Source organism: Pseudomonas sp. NBRC 111123, from assembly GCF_001320205.1.
GTDB classification, from domain to species: domain Bacteria; phylum Pseudomonadota; class Gammaproteobacteria; order Pseudomonadales; family Pseudomonadaceae; genus Aquipseudomonas; species Aquipseudomonas putida_J.
Genome location: NZ_BCAZ01000008.1, coordinates 113,460 through 131,623 on the forward strand (window position 1 = coordinate 113,460; position 18,164 = coordinate 131,623).

Annotated in this window: 19 protein-coding genes; 12 read left to right on the plus strand and 7 right to left on the minus strand. The window is 64.2% G+C overall.

Features of this window, described 5'->3' with window-relative positions:
- The first annotated feature begins 305 nt into the window (after nucleotides 1-305).
- Nucleotides 306-779 carry a sterol desaturase family protein gene (locus tag APH27_RS06840; protein ID WP_060484375.1) on the plus strand — a complete coding sequence of 158 codons (474 nt, stop codon included), beginning with the start codon at nucleotides 306-308 and terminating at the stop codon, nucleotides 777-779.
- On the opposite strand, the gene APH27_RS06845 is transcribed toward APH27_RS06840, so the two are convergent.
- Nucleotides 736-1,623 (minus strand): bile acid:sodium symporter family protein, encoded by an 888-nt coding sequence (locus tag APH27_RS06845; RefSeq protein ID WP_060484376.1) that lies wholly within the window; start codon nucleotides 1,621-1,623, stop codon nucleotides 736-738. The genes APH27_RS06840 and APH27_RS06845 overlap by 44 nt on opposite strands.
- Before the next feature lie 193 nt (nucleotides 1,624-1,816).
- Between APH27_RS06845 and APH27_RS06850 the strand changes: the two genes are divergently transcribed.
- The 10 genes from APH27_RS06850 to APH27_RS06895 all read left to right on the plus strand — a co-directional run bounded on the left by APH27_RS06850 (nucleotide 1,817) and on the right by APH27_RS06895 (nucleotide 10,598).
- Nucleotides 1,817-2,698, plus strand: a complete 882-nt coding sequence (locus tag APH27_RS06850) for a Dyp-type peroxidase (RefSeq protein ID WP_060484377.1) — start codon at nucleotides 1,817-1,819, stop codon at nucleotides 2,696-2,698.
- Between the two features lie 89 nt (nucleotides 2,699-2,787).
- Nucleotides 2,788-3,696, plus strand: coding sequence for an aldo/keto reductase (locus APH27_RS06855; protein WP_060484378.1), 909 nt, complete (start codon nucleotides 2,788-2,790; stop codon nucleotides 3,694-3,696).
- Between the two features lie 4 nt (nucleotides 3,697-3,700).
- Complete coding sequence (locus tag APH27_RS06860; RefSeq protein WP_060484379.1) at nucleotides 3,701-5,005, plus strand: NTP/NDP exchange transporter; 1,305 nt, start codon at nucleotides 3,701-3,703, stop codon at nucleotides 5,003-5,005.
- Nucleotides 5,006-5,119: 114 nt separating this feature from the next.
- Nucleotides 5,120-5,287, plus strand: a complete 168-nt coding sequence (locus APH27_RS06865) for a general stress protein (RefSeq protein WP_060484380.1) — start codon at nucleotides 5,120-5,122, stop codon at nucleotides 5,285-5,287.
- A 62-nt stretch (nucleotides 5,288-5,349) separates the two neighbouring features.
- Nucleotides 5,350-5,547: a hypothetical protein gene (locus APH27_RS06870; RefSeq protein WP_060484381.1), complete on the plus strand. Its 198-nt coding sequence runs from the start codon at nucleotides 5,350-5,352 to the stop codon at nucleotides 5,545-5,547.
- A gap of 18 nt (nucleotides 5,548-5,565) precedes the next feature.
- Nucleotides 5,566-6,891 (plus strand): iron-containing redox enzyme family protein, encoded by a 1,326-nt coding sequence (locus APH27_RS06875; RefSeq protein ID WP_060484382.1) that lies wholly within the window; start codon nucleotides 5,566-5,568, stop codon nucleotides 6,889-6,891.
- On the plus strand, nucleotides 6,891-7,844 hold the full coding sequence (locus APH27_RS06880; RefSeq protein WP_060484383.1) for a class I SAM-dependent methyltransferase: 954 nt from the start codon (nucleotides 6,891-6,893) through the stop codon (nucleotides 7,842-7,844). The genes APH27_RS06875 and APH27_RS06880 overlap by 1 nt, the downstream gene beginning before the upstream one ends.
- Before the next feature lie 6 nt (nucleotides 7,845-7,850).
- Entirely contained in the window at nucleotides 7,851-9,008 is a 1,158-nt protein-coding gene (locus APH27_RS06885) for a carboxylate-amine ligase (protein ID WP_060484384.1), read from the plus strand.
- A 52-nt stretch (nucleotides 9,009-9,060) separates the two neighbouring features.
- Nucleotides 9,061-9,651 (plus strand): nucleosidase, encoded by a 591-nt coding sequence (locus APH27_RS06890; RefSeq protein WP_060484385.1) that lies wholly within the window; start codon nucleotides 9,061-9,063, stop codon nucleotides 9,649-9,651.
- Nucleotides 9,652-9,749: 98 nt separating this feature from the next.
- Nucleotides 9,750-10,598, plus strand: coding sequence for a Ku protein (locus APH27_RS06895; protein WP_027917310.1), 849 nt, complete (start codon nucleotides 9,750-9,752; stop codon nucleotides 10,596-10,598).
- Nucleotides 10,599-10,694: 96 nt separating this feature from the next.
- On the opposite strand, the gene APH27_RS06900 is transcribed toward APH27_RS06895, so the two are convergent.
- From APH27_RS06900 to ligD, 5 genes are read right to left on the minus strand one after another with little or no spacing between them, the layout of a single operon-like run.
- Entirely contained in the window at nucleotides 10,695-11,342 is a 648-nt protein-coding gene (locus APH27_RS06900; RefSeq protein ID WP_060484386.1) for a glycosyltransferase family 2 protein, read from the minus strand.
- The gene (locus APH27_RS06905) at nucleotides 11,339-11,938 is read right to left on the minus strand and encodes a bifunctional 2-polyprenyl-6-hydroxyphenol methylase/3-demethylubiquinol 3-O-methyltransferase UbiG (protein WP_027917312.1); all 600 of its coding nucleotides are present in this window, start codon (nucleotides 11,936-11,938) and stop codon (nucleotides 11,339-11,341) included. The genes APH27_RS06900 and APH27_RS06905 overlap by 4 nt, the downstream gene beginning before the upstream one ends.
- 11 nt (nucleotides 11,939-11,949) lie before the next feature.
- On the minus strand, nucleotides 11,950-12,705 hold the full coding sequence (locus tag APH27_RS06910) for a PIG-L deacetylase family protein (protein ID WP_060484387.1): 756 nt from the start codon (nucleotides 12,703-12,705) through the stop codon (nucleotides 11,950-11,952).
- Entirely contained in the window at nucleotides 12,702-13,745 is a 1,044-nt protein-coding gene (locus tag APH27_RS06915) for a hypothetical protein (protein ID WP_060484388.1), read from the minus strand. Before APH27_RS06915 ends, APH27_RS06910 begins: the two co-directional genes overlap by 4 nt.
- Nucleotides 13,742-16,222 carry a DNA ligase D gene (gene ligD, locus APH27_RS06920; protein WP_060484389.1) on the minus strand — a complete coding sequence of 827 codons (2,481 nt, stop codon included), beginning with the start codon at nucleotides 16,220-16,222 and terminating at the stop codon, nucleotides 13,742-13,744. Before ligD ends, APH27_RS06915 begins: the two co-directional genes overlap by 4 nt.
- Nucleotides 16,223-16,351: 129 nt before the next feature.
- Between ligD and APH27_RS06925 the strand changes: the two genes are divergently transcribed.
- Entirely contained in the window at nucleotides 16,352-16,819 is a 468-nt protein-coding gene (locus APH27_RS06925; RefSeq protein WP_027917316.1) for a hypothetical protein, read from the plus strand.
- A gap of 75 nt (nucleotides 16,820-16,894) precedes the next feature.
- On the opposite strand, the gene APH27_RS06930 is transcribed toward APH27_RS06925, so the two are convergent.
- Nucleotides 16,895-18,082 carry an MFS transporter gene (locus APH27_RS06930; RefSeq protein ID WP_060484390.1) on the minus strand — a complete coding sequence of 396 codons (1,188 nt, stop codon included), beginning with the start codon at nucleotides 18,080-18,082 and terminating at the stop codon, nucleotides 16,895-16,897.
- Nucleotides 18,083-18,164: the final 82 nt, after the last annotated feature.

Consider the following 18,164-nt stretch of genomic DNA (forward strand, 5'->3'; position numbering starts at 1 on the left):
GGACAGCCTTCAAAGGCTGGGGAAATCCACCGTCTGGCTAATGGCGAGACAGTGGCAGGCAACTGCCGGACTAGCTCGCCGTGTGGGCCTGTCGCAAGCGACTGGGGCTACTGTCCAAGGCAGGGCTCCTGTTAAGGGATGCGAAATTGCGGGGCGGACCTTACGCCGCCAGCTACACCGGGTCAAGGGCAAAAACATGACAAGGGATTCATCCGGAAATGCCCTACACCCTGTGACGCTGCATGGAAATAAACGTGGGTAATGGGTACCCTTGCGCCATTCTTCGCCATACCCCGGACCGTTACATGCTGTTCAATCTCGCAGTGCTGCTCGGCACCCTGGTGGCCATGGAAGGTTTCGGCACGCTGGCTCACAAGTACATCATGCATGGCTGGGGCTGGTGGCTGCACCGATCACACCATGAGCCGCAGCTGGGCATGCTGGAAACCAACGACCTGTACCTGGTGGCGCTGGGCCTGATTGCCACGGCGCTGGTCGCCCTGGGCAAGGCCGGGCATGCGCCATTGCAGTGGGTGGGGGCTGGCGTGGCCGGGTATGGGGTGCTTTACGTGCTGGCCCACGACGGCTTCTTTCACCGGCACTGGCCGCGCAGGCCGCGGCCGGTCAACCGTTACCTCAAGCGCCTGCACCGCGCCCATCAGTTGCATCACGCCGTGAAAGGGCGCACGGGCAGCGTCTCGTTCGGCTTCTTCTACGCTCCGCCGCTGAAGGTACTCAAGCGCCAGTTGCAGGCGCGGTTGCCACGCGACCGCGGCTGACCCACCAGCCAAAACCGGCTGCGGTGAAGAACATGATCAGGCTGTATAGCGCGGCTGGCACGGCCATGGTGGCGTTGTTCAGCAGCGATGGGCTCAGCGCCAGGGCGATGGCCAGGGTGCCGTTGTGGATGCCGATTTCCATACCGATGGCGATGGCCTGCCGCTTGGGGATGCTCAGCAGGCGTGGTACCCAGTAGCCGAGCACCAGGCTGATCAGGTTGAACAGCAAGGCTGCCAGGCCCACCACCGGGGCATATTCGACGACGGTCTGCCAGTCCTTGGCCAGGGCCAGGACAATGGTGAATGCCAGGAACAGTGCCGCCACCAGCTTCATCGGTTTTTCCATGCCGGTGGCAAAGCGTGGTGCCCAGCGGCGGATCAGCATGCCCAGGGCCACTGGCAGCAAGACGATGGCGAACACCTGCATGACTTTGGCAAATTGCAGCGGGATGGCTTGGTCCGACGCCATGAACCAGGCCAGGGACAGGTTCACCAGCAGCGGCATGGTCAGGATCGCGATCAACGAGTTGACCGCTGTCAGGGTGATGTTCAGCGCCACATCACCGTGGGCCAGGTGGCTGAACAGGTTGGCGGTGGTGCCGCCGGGGGAGGCTGCCAGCAACATCAGGCCGACGGCCAGCGCCGATTCCAGGCCAAACCCATTGGCGATCAGGAAGCAGATCAGTGGCAACAGCAGGATCTGGCAACACAGGCCGATCACCACCGGTTTTGGGTATTTCACCACGCGGGCGAAGTCGGCCAGCGTCAGGGACAACCCGAGACCGAGCATGATGAAGCCCAAAGCCAGGGGGAGAAACGCAGTCAGCAAGGGTGAGGCGGTCATGGGCAGGCACTCGGGCAAAGGATGCAAGCAGTCTAGGCCGGCCCTACGGACTGGCTAATTGCAATGCGCCAGCACTTGGTAACTGTTTGTTACCGGATTCCCGCTAAACCTTGGCGTACAGCGCTGCCATGCCGCATTGCGACAGGCGCCCGGTCGCAGTAGCATTCCCGCTTTTGCCGAGGATTCGCCTGTCATGCCGTTCCAGCAAGGTCTGCTTGCCACCCCAGTGCCGGCCCATGCCCGTCATCTGTTCTTCGCCCTGCAGTCGCCCGAGGCGCTGCCAGCCGTACTGGATGCACTGCTGCCGCAGGTCGATGGCCAGAACCTGATCCTCGGTATCGGCGCGCCGCTGGTGAAAGCCTTTGGCCGCGACATTCCTGGCCTGCGTGCCTTCCCGCAGCTGGATGCTGCCGTGGAAAACCCTAGCACCCAACACGCCCTTTGGCTGTGGCTGCGCGGCAGCGAGCGTGGCGACCTGTTGCTTCAGGCCCAGGCACTGGAACAGGCATTGGCCCCGGCACTGCGCCTGGCTGACAGTGTCGATGGCTTCCTGCACCGTGGTGGTCACGATTTGACCGGTTACGAAGATGGTACCGAGAACCCGGTGGACCTGGACGCTGTGCAATCTGCCATTCTTGCCGGCGAACAACCAGGCCTGGCAGGTTCCAGCTTCGCCGCTTTCCAGCTGTGGAAGCACGACCTGGCGTATTTCAAATCACTGCCCCAGGCCGATCAGGACAACATCATCGGCCGCCGCCTGAGCGATAACGAAGAGCTAGACGACGCCCCAGAGTCGGCCCACGTCAAGCGCACCGCCCAGGAAAGCTTCGAGCCGGAAGCCTTCATGGTGCGCCGTTCGGTCGCCTGGGCCGATAGCCGTGGCGCCGGCCTGGCCTTCGTCGCCCTGGGCCACAGCTTCGATGCCTTCGAGGTGCAGCTGCGGCGCATGAGCGGCCTGGAAGACGGCATCATCGACGGTCTCTACCGCTTCAGCCGGCCGCTGACCGGCGGCTACTACTGGTGCCCACCGATGGCCGAGGTGGGTGTAGACCTGAGCGCGCTGCTGCAGGGCTGATCACTTAACATCCAGATACAGAAACACCGGTCAGTGCAGGGTAGAGCGGCTAGCCTTGAAAGTTTCCGACTGATGACGGGAGCTTTGCCATGTACAAGCGTCGCGAAGTCCTACGCGCTGGTGCGGCTTTAGGCCTTGTGGCCGTCAGCCCCTGGCTGCATGCCGCTGGCTCCGCCGGGTTGCTGACGCGCAAGGTGCCGTCCACGGGCGAGGCCTTGCCGGTGATCGGCGCGGGCACATCCGGCAGTTTCGAGGTGGAGGCCGGTTCCGCCGAATACCAGCAGCTCAAGAGGGTGCTCAAGGCGTTCTTCGACGGTGGCGGCAAAGTCATCGACACCTCGCCCAATTATGGCGGTGCCGACAGCATCCTCGGGCAGTTGCTGGAGGAGGGCGGGTGGCACCGGCAATGCTTCATCGCCACCAAGATCGCCGCCGATAGCCGGGCCGATGCCCAAGCGCAGTGGGCCGGCACACTCAAAAGCCTGCGTACCGACAAGGTCGACCTGCTGCAGATCCACAACTTGCGCGACTGGCAGACGCAATTGCCCTATGCCCGTGAGCTCAAGCAGCAGGGCAAGGCCCGTTACGTCGGTATCACCCATTACCTGAACAGCGGCCACCAGGATGTGGCGCGCATCGTGCGCAGCGAGCCGCTGGACTTCATCCAGATCAACTATTCGGTGAATGCCCCACAAGCAGCGCACGAACTGCTGCCCTTGTGCCAGGACAAGGGCGTCGCGGTGCTGATCAACCGTGCCTTCGACGACGGCCGGCTGTTTGCCAGGGTAAAAGACCAGGCCTTGCCGGCGTGGGCCGCCGAGGCCGGTATAGGCAGCTGGGCGCAGCTGTTTCTCAAGTTCGCCATCAGCCACCCGGCGGTGACTACGGTCATCCCCGCGACCGGGCGCCCGGAACGCCAGCTCGACCAGCTCAAGGCCGGGCATGAACCGCTGCTCAGCCAGGCGCAGCAACAAGCGCTGATCAAGCAGTTCGCCTGAGGCGATGAGCAACTGGCGCAGACGGCTCGATCAGGGGCTGAACATCCAGCCCGGCGAGGGCCCTGCGGTGCTCGCCGGTTTGCTGCTGTTCTATCTGCTGTTCACTGGCTACTTCATGCTGCGCCCGGTGCGCGAAACCATGGGCGTGGCAGGCGGCGTGGAAAACCTGCAATGGCTATTCACCGGCACATTCATCGCTACCCTGGCCTGCCTGCCACTGTTCGGCTGGCTAGCCTCCAAGGTGCCTCGCCGGCACATTCTGCCCTGGAGCTATGGCTTCTTCGCCAGCAACCTGTTGCTGTTCGCGGCGTTGTTTGCTGTTGATCCTGAGAACATGTGGAGTGCCCGGGCCTTCTACATCTGGCTTTCGGTATTCAACCTGCTGACTATTTCCCTGGCCTGGAGCGTGCTTGCCGACCTGTTCTCCACCGAACAGGGCAAGCGCCTGTTCGGGCTGCTGGCCGCCGGGGCCAGCCTGGGCGGGCTGAGCGGGCCGATCCTGGGTACGTTGCTGGTGGCGCCACTGGGGCATGCCGGGTTGCTGCTGCTGGCCGGGCTGTTTCTGCTCGGTAGCATGGTTGCTTGCGGGTTTGTGCAGCGGTGGCGCGAGCGCAACCCGCTACCTGCCGCCACCGAAGTCCCAGCATCCAGGCCCTTGGGCGGCAATCCCTTCGCCGGCGCAACGGCCGTGCTGCGCTCACCGTACCTGCTGGCAATTGCCTTGTTCGTCGTGCTGCTCGCCAGCGTCAGTACCTTCCTGTATTTCGAGCAGGCACGCATCGTCAGCGAAACCTTCACCGATCGTACGCGCCAGACCCAGGTGTTCGGCCTCATGGATACTGTGGTGCAGGCGCTGGCGATCCTCACCCAGGTGTTTCTCACCGGTCGGCTGGCCAGGCGCATGGGTGTCAGCGTGCTGCTGGTGGCCATACCGCTGGTATTGGCTGCCGGGTTCGTGTGGCTGGCCCTGGCGCCTGTGTTTGCCGCGTTCGTGGTAGTGATGGTGGTACGCCGTGCCGGGGAATATGCCCTGGTACGCCCGGGGCGAGAGATGCTCTTCACCGTGCTGCCTGCCGAGGACAAGTACAAAGCGAAGAACTTCGTCGACACCGTGGTGTACCGAGGTGGCGATGCTCTAAGCGGCTGGCTCAAGCGCGGGCTGGACCTGCTGGCAGATCATGCCCAGCTGGCGATGCTCATTGGCGCCGGGCTGGCCTTGGGCTGGGCATTGACCGGCACCTGGCTGGGCAGGCGCCAGCGCGAGGCCGAATCGGCTGTCGCACCAAATAAACCGCCGCCGCATATTTAACGCCACCGGTCCGAACGTGTCGCAATAAAACGAATCCCCCGAAATCCCCGAACTCCGACCTTATGTACGGCGCAGCGCCGTGCACACCTAGAAAGCCACAAGAGGTTAGAGACCATGGCCAACAAAGAGAACAGCCGCACCGGCAGCCAGGGTGGCAGCAAGAACCCAGGCAACTTCGCCAATGATCGCGAGAAGGCCTCCGAGGCTGGCCGCAAAGGCGGGCAGCAACCCGGAAGCGGCCGCAACAGCACCGAGTCGGGCCGCAAGGGCGGCCGTTCGTAAGTAAGGCACATGCAGTGCCGGGGCGACCTGGCACTGCAGCCAACCACAACAGGAGGTTTTCGATGCGCCTGACACCGCTGATTGCCTTGATGGGTAGCCTGGCCTTGGTCGGCGGCTGCTTCGACAGAGACAACAACCACCCGGGCAAGGACAGCGACCCAAGCAAGCCCTCGGTGCAAATGCAGCAACACGATGAAAAACCAGCGCCACAACCTGCGCCAGACCCGGAACCCATGCCGCAGGACAACCAGCGCCAGTAAGTGGACGAGGAGCAAGGCATGACGGCGATGGCCTGTGACACCGTAGTACCGGCCCCGACTGGCGATAGCACGCTAGCCAGGTGCTATCAGGCACTGCTGGCGGGTGACGATGCGGGTATGCGTCAGTGGTTGGCAGCCCGGTTGGCCGAGGTGAGTGTCATCGACGATGACCTGCCGGAGGCGCCTGGGCAACTCGATGCCTGGAGTGCACGGCATGCCGAGCAAGTTGCTCATGCGTATGCTCATTATTTGGAACAGCGCCGCCAGGGTGCGCCTCGGCGCTACTTTGCCAACCGCTCGCAGGCCCTTTGGTTCCTGCAGCAAGTGGCACCGACCAAGGCCGTGGACGGCGCTTGGCTGCACGCCACCCTGCGCCACTGGCACGACCCACGGTACCACGGGCTGATCCGCACCTACCTTGAAGAGCTGGGTGATGGCGACCCGCGCTGCAACCACGTGCTGATCTACCAGCGCCTGCTAAGCCGGCTGGGCTGCCTGGAACCGCTCGTACTGGACGACGACCGCTACCTGCAGGGCACCTTGCAGCTTGCCTTGGGTCAATACGGCGACAGCTTCCTGCCCGAGGTGATTGGTTACAACCTGGGCTATGAACAACCGCCACTGCACTTGCTGATTACTACCCATGAGCTGGCAGAGCTTGGCATTGACGGGCATTACTTTCAGCTGCATGTGACCATCGACAATGCCGCCAGCGGCCACGCGCGTAAATCCATCCGCGCCGTGCAGCAGCTGTGCCCGCCGCAAGAGCCCGAGGTGTTCTACCGCCGGGTACGCCACGGCTACCGGCTCAATGACCTGGGCATCGCTGCGCCTGACTTGATCAGCCGCTTCGACCTTCAGGCCGAGCTGCTGTCAGCCCTTGAGCGCAAACGCGCGTTTGGCCAGTTCATGCACGCCGACCGTTGCCGCCTGCAGCAGCGCACGGTCAACCAGTGGCTGGCTGAGGCGGGTACGTTGCCGGCGTTTCTGCAAGCATTGCAGGCCCAAGGCTGGATCAGGCGCGGTCAGAACCCGGCCGACAGCCGCTGGTGGTCGCTGATCGAAGGGCCAAGCTCGCCCATGTTCGGCGTGTTCAGTGCCTATGAAAAGCAGCTATGGCATGACTGGATTGCCGCCGATTGGCAGGCGCCGGTGCAGCGCGTACTGCCCGGTAGCTGGTTGCCGGCCCTGCAGGCGCCACCACCCGGTAGCGAGGGGCTGGATGAGAGTATCGATAGCCTGATCGCCCACATGGCCGGTAATGGTCATGCCCAGCCTCAAGGCCTGTGCGCCACGCGCGCCTACCTGCGTGTCACCGGCCTGGCACAGGAAGGGCCGCACTGATGATGCTCAACCCACGACAGGTACAGGCCGACGAGGCCTTGCTGCAGCTTGGCCAGCGCCTGCGCGCCGATGGCTACCGCTTCACGTGCGTCACGCCGGCCACCCAGGCACGCAACAACGCCCGGCCTAGTGCCGAGCAGGCCAGCAACCTGCGCGATGTGTTCGGCTGGAGCAGGCCATTCTTGCCTTCGCTGATCTCCCTGGACGAACTGGAGCAACTGCGCGCCGCACAGGTGCTGAGAGAGGAGGGTGACAGGCTGCGCAGCAACGTGCGCTGGTCGAGCCTGGACGACCTGTTGCTGGTGCATTCGGCCTATCCCACCGAGGCCAGCGATGCGGTGTTCTTCGGCCCCGACAGCTACCGTTTCGCCCAGGTCATTCACGATCACCTGCAGCACAGCCCGACCCGGGTCCAGCATGCGGTCGATATTGGCTGTGGCAGCGGCGTCGGGGCCCTGGTGATCGCCCGCGCAGTGCACCATGCGCAGGTCAGCGCCGTTGACATCAACCCCCTGGCCCTGCGCTACACGGCCATCAACGCAGCGCTGGCCGGCGTCGGCAATGTGTCCGTCGAACCGAGCGACCTGCTCGACGGCATCAGCGGTGCATTCGACCTGATCGTCGCCAATCCGCCGTACATGCTCGATGCCGGCCAGCGCACCTATCGCCACGGTGGGGGCGCACTGGGCGCCGAACTGTCGCTGCGCATTGTCGAACAGGCCCGCGAGCGTCTGAGCCCCGGAGGGTCATTGCTGCTGTACACCGGGGTGGCCATCGTCGAAGGCCGCGATGCCTTGCTCGAGGCCATTCGCCTGCGCTTGGCCGGGCCGCAATGGGCCTGGGTGTACCGCGAGGTCGACCCGGATGTATTCGGCGAGCAATTGCTGGAGCCAGGCTATGAGCGGGTCGAGCGCATCGCTGCGGTGTCGCTCACCGTCAACCGCTGCGCCTGAGCCCGTATGTACCGGCCCTGCACGTTCGGCATCGAAGAGGAGTATCTGCTGACGGGTCTGGCCAGTGGCCGGGTGCTGACCACCCCGTCGCCGACCGTCGTCCAGCGATGCCGCGACGTGGTGGGCGAGTACCTTGCCGAAGAGATGTTCTGCAGCCAGATCGAAATCGCCTCGCCGGTTTTCACCAACCTGTACCAGGCCCGCCAGTTCTTTCTCGACTACCGCCAGCGCCTCAGCGCGAGCCTGGCCGAAGAGGGCGTGGGCCTGTACAGCGCCGCCAGCCACCCCAATGCGCCCTGGCTGCGCCAGAAGGCCCGGCCGTCGCCGCACTATCGCCAGGTTTTCGACGATTACCAGCACGTAGCCCGGCGCAGCCTGCTCAATGGCCTGCACATTCATGTAGGTGTGCCGCCGGGCTGCGACCGCATGCAGTTGATCAACCGTCTGCTGTACTGGTTACCGTTGCTGCTGGTACTGAGTACCTCATCGCCCTTGTGGGCCGGGCAGGTGACCGGCTACATGAGCTATCGGCGAGTAATCTGCGGCGAGTGGCCACACATGGGGCTGCCGGAGCCTTTACCCGACTGGCAAACCTATGAACGCTACCGGGCGTTGCTGCAACGTACGGGTTCATTGGCAACAGAGGGTGACTTCTGGTGGGCGATCAGGCCGTCGCGGCGCTTCCCCACTGTGGAGTTGCGCATCTGTGATGCCTGCCCCGTGCTTGAGGATGCGCTGTGCCTGGCCGGCCTGTTCCGCCATCTGGTGGAGCACAACGTGCAGCCTCATTATGAGCCCGGCTCACTCAATCGCGAACTGCGCTGGGTTACCCAGGAAAACTACTGGCGCGCCATGCGCCATGGCCGCTTCGCCGAGTTCATCGGCCTGCATGACCAACAGCCGGTCACGGCCCTGGGCTGGCTAAGCCAGTTGCAAGCGCGTTGGCCGACCGACACGATAGACGCTGAGCGCTCGTACCGGCATGCGCAGCACATCCTGCAACAGGGGACCAGTGCCGACCAGCAACTGGCGGTGCTGGAAAAGGCACTGGCCAATGGCGCCACCAGCGCTCAAGCGCTGCACTCAGTGACTGCCCTGGTGCTCGCGCAAGGCTGCGATGGTGCGGCAACGCCGGCAAGGGCGGCGGGGCTTGCAATCAGGTAACGAATGCCGAAAATGGCAGCGCCCCTCGCAAGCCATTCGGACCACCTGCGCCATGTTGCTGATCAACCAATCCCCCGACATTTCCCTTGCCGATATGCTGTTCGTCTTCGCCCTGGAAGCAGAAGCAGGCGATGTGTTCGCCCACGTGAATACCGTGTTCACCGGCATTGGCAAGGTCAATGCCGCCATCGCCCTGACCAAGGCCATCCAGCAGCGGCGCCCCAAGCTGATCGTCAACCTCGGTTCGGCCGGCAGCCAGCGCCATGGCAAGGGCGAGGTGGTGTGCTGCACGCGCTTCGTGCAGCGGGACATGGATGTGACCCCACTGGGCTTTGCCCGCTATGAGACGCCGCTGTCGAACATTCCCGTGGTGCTCGAAAATGGCCAGGCCATCCCCGGCTTGCCGGCAGAAACTTGCGGCAGCGGTGACAGCTTCGAGATCAACCATGGCGATGCACCCTACGATGTGGTCGACATGGAAGCCTACGTATTCGCATTGATCGCGCGCGATGAGGGTATTCCGTTCGTCTGCCTGAAATACATCTCCGATGACGCCGGCAGCGATGCGGCGGGTGACTGGGCGGTACAGGTGCACCTGGCTGCCGAGGCGTTCAAGCGGGTGTTGTTCGCCGAGCAGGCCTGACCCGCCGACTGTTGCCGCAGGGCCAGCCAAGTAAACCTTCAGCGCGCCACGCAGTCATTTCACATAGGTGCCCATTTCGGGCTTGGGAGGTGCCAGCAATGGCCAGGGCTATCTGGAAAGGCGCAATCAGCTTCGGGCTGGTGCATATCCCGGTGTCGCTCAACACTGCCGTGCGCACCGAGCGGGTCGACTTCGACTGGCTCGACAAACGCAGCATGGAGCCGGTGGGCTACAAGCGGATCAACAAGGTCACCGGCAAGGACATCGACAAGGACAACATCGTCAAGGGCGTGGAGTACGAGAAGGGCCGCTATGTGGTGATCAGCGAAGAAGAGATCCGCAAGGCCCGCCCCGAAGCCACGCAGACCATCGATATCTTTTCGTTTGTCGAAGCCACGGACATCCCCCTGCAGCATTTCGACACGCCGTACTACCTGAGCCCAGACAAGCGTGGTGGCAAGGTCTATGCGCTGCTGCGCGAGACCCTGGACAGCACCGGCAAGGTGGCGTTGGCCACGGTGGTGCTGCATACCCGCCAACACCTGGCGCTGTTGCGCCCGCTGGACGATGCGCTGGTGATGATCACCCTGCGTTGGCCAGAGGAAGTGCGTGGGCTGGACAGCCTGGAGCTGGACAAGAGCGTGACTGACAGCAAGCCCGACAAGCGCGAGCTGGCCATGGCCAAGCGTCTGGTGGAAGACATGAGCGGGCCGTGGGCGCCGGATGAATACCACGATGCGTTTCGCCAGACCATCATGGACCTGGTAGAGGAGAAGGCCAGCAAAGGCAAGATCAGCGTGGTGGAAAAAGGCGAGGCTGGGGCCGCCGAGAAAGGTGCCGACATCATCGACCTTACCGAACTGCTCAAACGCAGCCTGGGTGGCAAGGCAACCAACAAACCCGCCCCTGAGAAGAAACCGGCCAAGCGCCCTCGCAAGGCCTCCTGAATCCTGTTCCGGCCTGATCGCGGGCAAACCCGTGGCATTGCGTTCGCGCGAAAGCTGTGGGAGGGGGCTTGCCCGCGAAGAGGCCGGAACAGGTCACTACAGACTCGCCAGATAATCCCCGAATCCTTCCCGGCACCGGCTGTCGATGCGGCTACTGGTTGCCACGCTATGCCTGGCCGTCCACACGATCCGTGCCCCATCGGCCTCCAGGTCACGCACCAGCTGCACATCTTCATGTGCCGCCAGCGGTTGGAACCCGCCCACCCGCTCATAGGCCCGGGCACACACGCCCAAGTTGGCCCCATGTATATGCCGATGGCCCTCCCGCGCTTCATAACGGCTGAGGTACAGCGTGCGCAGCGCTGCCCGTTGCCAGGGTTGCCAGCGGGCGATATGCACCGTGCCGCACACTACCTCGGCCGTGCAGGCCAGCTGCGACAACAGCCAATGCGCAGGTACCTGGCTGTCGGCGTCGGTGCAGGCCAGCCAGCTTGCGCCCCGCTGCAGCATCCATTCGGCTCCCAGACGACGCGCCATACCGACGCTTCCGGCCTCGACCGCAAGCGCATCGACATCATACCCAGCGGTCACTTTGGCGCTGCCATCGACACAGCGATCGAGCACCACCAACACGCTCACAGCATGGCCTGCCTGTTTTGCCACGGTTGCCGCTGCAGTCATGGCCTTCAGACAGTGCCCGAGCCGCCGGGCTTCGTTGTGCGCCGGAATCACCACGCCAATCATGTGCAGGTCTCATTCAGGTCGACCACGCTGGGCTGACAAGACCAGTACTCCAGCAGGAAGTCGGCTTCCTCGTGCCGACAGACTGGGAACAGTGGCAAGTGCCTTGCCAGCAACTGGTGTACCTCACGGCCATTTTGCGGGCAGCCGGCTATTGGGTGCTTCCAGTGGCAGGCCAGCAGGCCACCGTCATGGGTCAGGCTGGCCAGCGACTGCTCGATGACCTGCAGCCAATCGGTGGGGTCGAGGTAATAGCCCAGTTCGCTGAGCACGATCAGGTCGAAGCACCCCCCCGGCCAGTCGCCCGGCAACCTGGCCCGTTCCACCACCGCATTCGGCACATCGGCCAGCCGCTCACGGGCGAGGTCCACCGCGGTAGGGTCAAGGTCCTGGCAGAGCAGGTCTGCGCAGCGCTCGGCCAGCAGCACACTCAACTCGCCATTGGCGCAGGCAGGCTCGAATACTCGCTGGTAGCACTGGCGCGGCAGGCTGGCCATGACCAGCTCGCGTTTGCGTTTTTCGTACCAGCGCGTGCGAAAAGCCCACGGGTCTGCATTGTTGGCGTACAGTTTGGCGAAATACTGCGCATCGAGGCTCATGGCGACTCCGTTTATACAAACACCAGTTCGAAAGGTTGCAGCAGGCAATCCAGCAGCCTGGCTGGCAGAACAGGCGGGCGCGGGCCGTCCGGCTCCAACTGGCTGACATGTGCAGCCAAGGCCTTGCGCTTGCGTGCCAGGGTGGCCTCATCGAGTTCGATACGCTGGGCACGGGGCCAGGGCAGGCGAGGATCGTCCGGTTGCGCCCAGTGCCAGGCCCACACCGGCACTTCGACCAGCTGCGCCTTGCGTGCCAGCGCGGCCTGGGCTGCGGCCCTGCCAACGGCTTCGTGGTCGCAGTGGCCGTCGCCACGCCAGGTGGCCATCAGCACATCATCGGGCCGCAGCACCTGGGTCAGGTGGTTGACCAGGAAGGCTTCCTCGCGGGGCAAGGTGCCGTCCTTCAGATTCAGCCTGCGCCAGTCCAGGCGATTGAGGTCCAGGTCGAGCTGCTGCAAGGCCTGGCGGCTCTCCTGAGGGCGTTGCCGGCGCAGGCGATGCTCGGTCCAGTGCTCGGAGCCTGGATGGCTGCCTTCGCCGTCAGTGCTGGAAATCAGCAGCAGGTCGTCTTCGCGTCCGCGAAAATGCGTCAGCAACCCACCGGCCATGAGGATCTCATCGTCCGGGTGCGGTGCGATCAGTACCAGGCGGCGCCCGGGCGGGCACAATTGCTGCGGGGTTATCCAGGTGGCGCGGGCCAGGTGCGCGGCCTGTTGCCACTCGGCCCATGGGGTGCCATCACTGCTCTGAATCAGGTTTGTCGTCATAGCTTCCAGGCTCCTGCGGGCACTTGTGTCAGTTGCTTGCCCAGTGCAGCCAGGTCGCGCTCAGCGTGGCTCTGGCGAAGGAATACCGGCAGGTCGGCGCTGAGCCTGGCGAAGTGGCTGTTGCGACAGAAGGGTGTCGCGCCCAGCGCGCGGCCTACGTGGCTGATCACCTGCTCGACCGCCTGTTCAACCTGGGCGCGGGTACGGCGTACCTCGAAGCTGGCATCGGCATCGGGCTGCCGGTCGATCCACGCCGCGCATTCGCGCAATGCTGCGCGGGCGCCGAAGAGGGCCGCGTCCACTGCGCCCAGGTGGGCATCGGCATGGGCGTCCGGGCGCGGTGTGCGGCAATGCGCCCGCAGGTAGTCAGCCAAGGCTTCAGCGGCGCCGTACCAACAGGCGGCGATGCCTGCGCCGCCATGCCAGAAGCCGGGGCGTGAGAGGTATTGGCCAGGCCGGCCGATGGCGATGCCAGGGGTGTCGTCGAACTCCACCTCGATACTTGCCGTGGTCGCCATGCCTACGGCCTGCCAGCGGTCGATGCTCAAACCCTGGCTCGGCTGTGCCAGCTCGATGGCCACCAGTTGCGGCTGATCATCATCGGCCCAGGCGGTAATCAATGCCCGGTCGATCTGCAATGCACCGGAGCACCAGGCCTTGCGCCCGGCCAACCGCACCTGATGGCCATCGCGCGCGACAATGCGCGCGCGCGCATCAGGGGGCTCGGCTGCCCAGACACCCCAGGTGCCTTCACCCACCCGATGCGCTGCGCCACACTCGGCGAGTATCGCCAGCGCGTCGGTATGGCCTTCGTAAAGCTTGGCCAGCGCCAGGTCGCAACCGGCCACTCTCGCCAGGGTCTGCCAGCGGCGCAAGGTGCCGCCTTGCCCGGGCAGTGGCAGCAGGTCCAGGTGGTCGGCCTTGAGTGCCTGGATCAGCTGTGGCAGCTGAGTATCGAGGTTAAGAGGCTGCGGTCGCTCGCCAAAGGTGCGTAACAGCCGGTCGAGGTTGTTGAGGTCGAAATCCTGAATGATGCTCATGCCATCCCCATTTGCTTGCGCATGCGTGCGGTGACCGATTGGCGAGTCTTGGCCATGTCGGCCCAGGGGTCGTCGACTTCGGCCAGGCGCTCGCGCAGGTTGCCGATATGCCACTGGTTGGCGCCCTTGAGCTGGGGCAGTTCCTCGCGCCAGATCGGTACCGATACCGGCAACCCATCACGGGCGCGCAGGGAGTAGGCGCATACGGTGGTGGCGCCTTTGCCGTTGCGCAGGTAGTCGATGAAGATCTTGCCGACCCGGTTCTTGGGCCCCGAGACTGCACTGAGTCGGTCGGGGAACAGCCTGGCCAGGTAGTCGACGATCGCGTGGCTGAAGTCCTTGATTTCATCCCAACCGGCACGGCGGGTGAGGGGCACGACCAGGTGCATGCCCTTGCCGCCGCTGGTCTTGAGGAACACTTTCAAGCCGAGCTCGTCAAGCAGGGTGAGGGCCAGTTGTGTGGCCTCGAGCATGGCTTTCCAGGGCAGCGCCGGGTCCGGGTCGAGGTCGAGGACAAAGCGGTCGGGTTTGTCGAAGTCTTTGTCGGTGGCGTTCCAGGTGTGCATCTCCAGCATGTTCATCTGCACGGCGCCCAGCAACGTTTCGGGGCGGTTGATGACCATTGCGGCCTGGCCGGCTTCGGCTTTGTCGTAGCTGAGCACATGGGGGATGTGCAACTGCTCGGCATTCTTCTGGAAGAACAGCTCGCCAGCCAGGCCGTCCGGTGCGCGCACCAGGGCTACGGGGCGGTCCTTGAGCTGCGGCAGCAGCCATTGGCTGACCTCGGCGTAGTACTCGGCGACCTGTCGCTTGCTTGCGCCAATGGTGGCGTCGATCACCCGCTCGGGGTGGGTCAGGCGCAACTCGCCGAGGTTGTCCGGCAGGTCGGTTTGCTTGCGTTTGGGCACGGTCTTGCCGGGCATGGCGCGCTCCAGGTCGATGGCGGTGGCCGGCTTGTCGTCACGCAGCCCATGGAACACCGCGTGGCGCACCACGCCATCGCGGGTCATCTGGGCGTAGCCAACCTCGGCCAGCAATTGCGGCTTGAGCCAGTGCACGCCCCGGGCCTCGGCGCCGGTTGGCGGTTTGGGCAAGGCGGGCTTGGCGATCTCAAGGGGGGTGAGTCGGGCATGGATAGTGCCAAGCGTGGCGGCGCTGAAACCGCTGCCGACCTTGCCGGCATAGCGCAACTCGCCACGCTCATTGTCGTGCAGGGCCAACAGCAGGGCGCCAAAACCGTTGCGGCTGCCTTTGGGGTCGGTGAAGCCGACGATCACGAACTCCTGGCGTTGCTTGCACTTGAGTTTCACCCAGTCGGCGCTGCGTCGGCCGACATAGGGGCTGTCGGCCCGTTTGCCTATCAGCCCTTCAAGTTCCAGGCGGCAGGCACTGTCCAGCAGCGAGTCGACCGGCTGATCGAAGTCCTCGGAATACCGCAGAACCTGCGATTCACTGTGATCAAGCAGCTGGCGCAAGGCAGCCCGGCGCTCCTGCAACGGCAGTTGACGCAAATCCTGGCCGCCCAGGTACGGCAGGTCGAAAAGGTAGTAGATGATCTGTTCGTCGTGGTCGGTGTCGAAGGCGTTCTGCAGGGCCTGGAAGTCGGCCTTGCCGCTGTCGTCATTGACGACCATTTCGCCGTCAAGCCACGCAGCGTCCACACCCAGAGCGCGCAGCGCGGCCACTTGCCGGGGCATTCTGGCGCTCCAGTCATGGCCGTTGCGCGTGAATAGCCGGATATCGTCGCCTTCAAGCCGAGCGAGGATGCGGTAGCCATCGAATTTCACTTCATACCGCCAGTCGCCGTTGGGGGGCGAGTCGACCAGCGTGGCCAGTTGCGGTGACAGGTGGTCAGGCATCGTGGCTTTCACGGCGCGGGGGCGTGCAGGCGGGCGCTTGGTCTCAGTGGCAGGCTTTGGCGCCAACGTGCGCTCACTGAGCACGCTGCCCGGCTGGGCTTCGACGATGCTGTATTCGGCTTCGCTGCGCGCCTCGCCGTCGTGCGATTTGACCAGCATCCACTGCTCTTGCTTGCCGGCCAGGCGCGTGCGGAACAGGTTCCACACACCGTTGAGCTTTTCGCCCTGCAGGCGAAAGCGCAGTTTACCTTTGGCATACGCCTGGTGAGCGTCGCCTTCCGGTTCCCAGACACCCCTGTCCCAGACGATCACATCACCGGCGCCGTAATGGCCCTCGGGGATATTCCCCTCGAACTCGGCATAGTCCAACGGGTGGTCTTCGACATGAACCGCCAGACGCCGCACTTTCGGGTCGAGCGAGGGGCCTTTGGGAATGGCCCAGCTTTTCAGCGTGCCGTCCAGTTCGAGGCGGAAATCGTAGTGCAGGTGGCTGGCGTCGTGTTTCTGGATGCAAAACTGCAAGGCATGGGCGCGCTTGCCCCGGCTGCGCTGGCCAGCGGGTTCGGGCGTGGCGTTGAAGTCGCGCTTGCGCCGGTATTCGGCTAGGGGCTTGGACATGGCGGGCTCCACAGGGATGCGCTGTCTGTAGATTGGGAGGCAGCCCCCCGTTCGGTAGTTCAAAAAAACTCTGAATCATCCGCAGCTTGGTGGAGTCGACTGTCTGTAACTGACTGCTGGAGAGCACCCATGAGCCGCCCTGATGACCCCAAGCACTACACGCCCACTGAGATCGACGACACCGAAGACCGCATGGGTAGCGTCCATGAACTGGATTTCAGTGACCGGCAAGACGACCGTGAAGGCCGGATCGGAGATGAACGGCCAGCCGCTGAGGTTGCCCAGGAGTTCCCTGCGCGTCGCGTTGCCGAAAGCGGCATGACCGGTGGCGAAGCCCTGAGCGACAGCCTGCATGAAGACAACGTGACCTACGATGACCTGAGCCCCGATACCTTGCTGGACGAAACCGGCGCCCGCGACCCGTATGAGCCAGGCGACGGCGACGGGCCGGCGGACCAAAGCCTGCGCCGCGTGGAGGCCGACGAAATTGGTGGGGGGGTCGGCCTGGACGAGGCGGAACTTGCACGTTCCGCACCGCTGGACGGTGAGCCGTGGACCGACGACGTGATCGAAGATGACGAGGGAAACAGCGCTTGAGCGTGTGAAACCGGGCGCGCTGCGCGGGCAGCGCCCGATTATGCCTGCCTTGAACGCTCAGGGCAGGCAGCAGGCTCAGTGACCGCCTTTCATGCGCCTGGCCACCAGGTAGATCACCAGGCCTGCCAACGCGGTGGCCGCGCCGATGTAGCCGGTGCTGGTCCAGCCCAGGCCGGCGCTGATGGCCATGCCGCCAAACCATGGGCCCAGGGCGTTGGCCAGGTTGAATGCGGCATGGTTGGAAGCGGCCGCCAGGCTTGGCGCTTCATGGGCGATGTCCATCAGGCGGATCTGGAGCGGCGCGGCCAGGGCGATCATGGTGCCGACCAGGCCGATCCCCAGCAGCACTGACCACAGTGCGTGGGCGGCGAAGCTGAAGAACAGCAGCACGGCCGCCGACCACACCAGGACGATGCCCACGGCGCGGAACTGCAGGCGGTCGAACAGCTTGCCGCCGGCAATGTTGCCGATGATGCCGCCCGCACCGAAGGCAGCCAGGCCGAAGGGGATCCATTCCGGCGCCACTTGGGTCACCTGCAGCATGGTCGGGGCCAGGTAGCTGAACACACAGAACATACCGGCAAAGCCGATCGCGGCAATGCCCAGCGCCATCCACACCTGCGGCAGGGTAAAGGCTTGCAGCTCCTTGCGCGGGTCGCTGCGCGGCTCATCGTGGCGCTGCGGTACGTAACGCCAGACCAGCGCGATGGTGCACAGGGCGATGGCACCGACCAGCACGAAAGCCGAGCGCCAGCCGAAGAACTGGCCGAGGAAGGTCGCGACCGGGTTGCCCAGCAGCATCGCCAGGGTCAGGCCCATCATTACCCTGGCCACGGCGCCCGCGCGCTGGTTGCTGGGTACCATGCTCGACGCCACCACGGCGGCGATACCGAAGTAGGCGCCATGGGGCAGGCCGCTGATGAAGCGGAAGGCAACCATGCTGGCGAACGACGGGGCAAAGGCGGTGGCCAGGTTGCCAATGGCATACAGTGCCATGAGCAACAGCAGCATGTGCTTGCGCATCAGCTTGGCACCGAGGATGGCCAAGGTGGGGGCACCGACCACCACACCCAGCGCATAAGCGCTGATGGCATGGCCGACTTGCGGTTCGCTCAATTGCAGGTTGCTGGCGATATCGGGCATCAGGCCCATGATGGCGAATTCGCCGGTGCCGATGGCGAAGCTGCCCAGTGCCATGGCAGCTTCCATCTTGCCGACGTCGCCCTTGGAAACGGCGAGCGGCGGTAATTCCTGAACAGACATTGCGGTCCCTTATGAAACATACTGAAACGTTTAATGAGGGATCATACCATTCAAGGGGAGCTTTGCAGCGCCTGTGAGGTCG

Excerpts from the sequence above, each read along its gene's own strand:
- APH27_RS06840 (WP_060484375.1), top strand. The coding sequence starts at position 306 with ATGCTGTTCAATCTCGCAGTGCTGCTCGGCACCCTGGTGGCCATGGAA.
- APH27_RS06845 (WP_060484376.1), bottom strand. The coding sequence starts at position 1,623 with ATGACCGCCTCACCCTTGCTGACTGCGTTTCTCCCCCTGGCTTTGGGC.
- APH27_RS06850 (WP_060484377.1), top strand. The coding sequence starts at position 1,817 with ATGCCGTTCCAGCAAGGTCTGCTTGCCACCCCAGTGCCGGCCCATGCC.
- APH27_RS06855 (WP_060484378.1), top strand. The coding sequence starts at position 2,788 with ATGTACAAGCGTCGCGAAGTCCTACGCGCTGGTGCGGCTTTAGGCCTT.
- APH27_RS06860 (WP_060484379.1), top strand. The coding sequence starts at position 3,701 with ATGAGCAACTGGCGCAGACGGCTCGATCAGGGGCTGAACATCCAGCCC.
- APH27_RS06865 (WP_060484380.1), top strand. The coding sequence starts at position 5,120 with ATGGCCAACAAAGAGAACAGCCGCACCGGCAGCCAGGGTGGCAGCAAG.
- APH27_RS06870 (WP_060484381.1), top strand. The coding sequence starts at position 5,350 with ATGCGCCTGACACCGCTGATTGCCTTGATGGGTAGCCTGGCCTTGGTC.
- APH27_RS06875 (WP_060484382.1), top strand. The coding sequence starts at position 5,566 with ATGACGGCGATGGCCTGTGACACCGTAGTACCGGCCCCGACTGGCGAT.
- APH27_RS06880 (WP_060484383.1), top strand. The coding sequence starts at position 6,891 with ATGATGCTCAACCCACGACAGGTACAGGCCGACGAGGCCTTGCTGCAG.
- APH27_RS06885 (WP_060484384.1), top strand. The coding sequence starts at position 7,851 with ATGTACCGGCCCTGCACGTTCGGCATCGAAGAGGAGTATCTGCTGACG.
- APH27_RS06890 (WP_060484385.1), top strand. The coding sequence starts at position 9,061 with ATGTTGCTGATCAACCAATCCCCCGACATTTCCCTTGCCGATATGCTG.
- APH27_RS06895 (WP_027917310.1), top strand. The coding sequence starts at position 9,750 with ATGGCCAGGGCTATCTGGAAAGGCGCAATCAGCTTCGGGCTGGTGCAT.
- APH27_RS06900 (WP_060484386.1), bottom strand. The coding sequence starts at position 11,342 with ATGATTGGCGTGGTGATTCCGGCGCACAACGAAGCCCGGCGGCTCGGG.
- APH27_RS06905 (WP_027917312.1), bottom strand. The coding sequence starts at position 11,938 with ATGAGCCTCGATGCGCAGTATTTCGCCAAACTGTACGCCAACAATGCA.
- APH27_RS06910 (WP_060484387.1), bottom strand. The coding sequence starts at position 12,705 with ATGACGACAAACCTGATTCAGAGCAGTGATGGCACCCCATGGGCCGAG.
- APH27_RS06915 (WP_060484388.1), bottom strand. The coding sequence starts at position 13,745 with ATGAGCATCATTCAGGATTTCGACCTCAACAACCTCGACCGGCTGTTA.
- ligD (WP_060484389.1), bottom strand. The coding sequence starts at position 16,222 with ATGTCCAAGCCCCTAGCCGAATACCGGCGCAAGCGCGACTTCAACGCC.
- APH27_RS06925 (WP_027917316.1), top strand. The coding sequence starts at position 16,352 with ATGAGCCGCCCTGATGACCCCAAGCACTACACGCCCACTGAGATCGAC.
- APH27_RS06930 (WP_060484390.1), bottom strand. The coding sequence starts at position 18,082 with ATGTCTGTTCAGGAATTACCGCCGCTCGCCGTTTCCAAGGGCGACGTC.